The 959-nt window shown below is 52.0% G+C and carries 1 pseudogene; it reads left to right on the top strand.

Features of this window, described 5'->3' with window-relative positions:
* Nucleotides 1-959 (top strand): annotated as a pseudogene (locus RCO25_RS34595) (IS3 family transposase); the annotation flags it as partial.

The following is a 959-nucleotide window of genomic DNA, read 5'->3' as shown; positions in this document are numbered from 1 at the left end:
CTTCGAACGAAAGAACAAGAGGTTAAAGCCTTGACCCGAGAACTTCAACGGAAAGAATCAGCTTTAGCGGAAACTGCCGCACTACTGGTATTACGAAAAAAGGCCCAAGCGATCTGGGGGGACCCCGAGGACGAATGATCAGTGCCTCAGATCGTCAGCTAGCCGTATCACTGATTCAAGAAGCCATTAAAGCCGGTGCAAGCGAAAAGCTTGCCTGCAAGGAACTTGGTCTGACCCAGCGAACCTTACAACGTTGGCGCCAGCGTGGCGTCCGCGAAGATGGGCGTCCGCATGCCAAGCGACCTGTGCCCGCACATAAGCTCAGCGAGGAAGAAGAACAACAGATTCTGGACGTCATTCATCAGCCGGATTTCATGAGCTTGCCACCGAGCCAAATTGTTCCTGCGCTTGCCGATCAAGGGACGTACATTGCATCGGAATCTAGCTTTTATCGCGTGATGCACAAACACAAACAGCAGCAACATCGTGGACGGAGCAAGAAACGCACCGCCAAACCGCTCACCAGCCACTGTGCAACGGGAGCTAACCAGGTCTGGATGTGGGATATTACCTGGTTGCCGGGACCTGTCAAAGGCCTGTTCTTCTATCTCTACCTGGTGCTAGATTTATATAGTCGCAAAGTTGTCGGTTGGGAGATTTGGGAAGAAGAGTCGGCCGAACATGCCAGCCAATTAATGCGTAGAACCGTGCTTAGTGAGCAGTGTGTCATTCGTCAGCAACCGCTTGTGCTGCACTCGGATAATGGAAGCCCCATGAAAGGGTCAACCTTATTGGAAACACTGTATAGCTTAGGCATAACGCCTTCCAGAAGCCGGCCCCGAGTCAGCAATGATAACCCTTATGCCGAGTCCATCTTCCGTACGTGCAAATACCGTCCAGAATACCCTGAGCAAGGATTCAAGGACCGAACCGAAGCGCGTGAATGGGTGCTGCATTTT

Source organism: Paenibacillus sp. LHD-38 (genome assembly GCF_031157315.1).
Classification (GTDB): Bacteria; Bacillota; Bacilli; order Paenibacillales; family Paenibacillaceae; genus Pristimantibacillus.
Note: the sequence above shows the minus strand (reverse complement) of the source record. Positions and strands in the feature narration are given on the sequence as shown.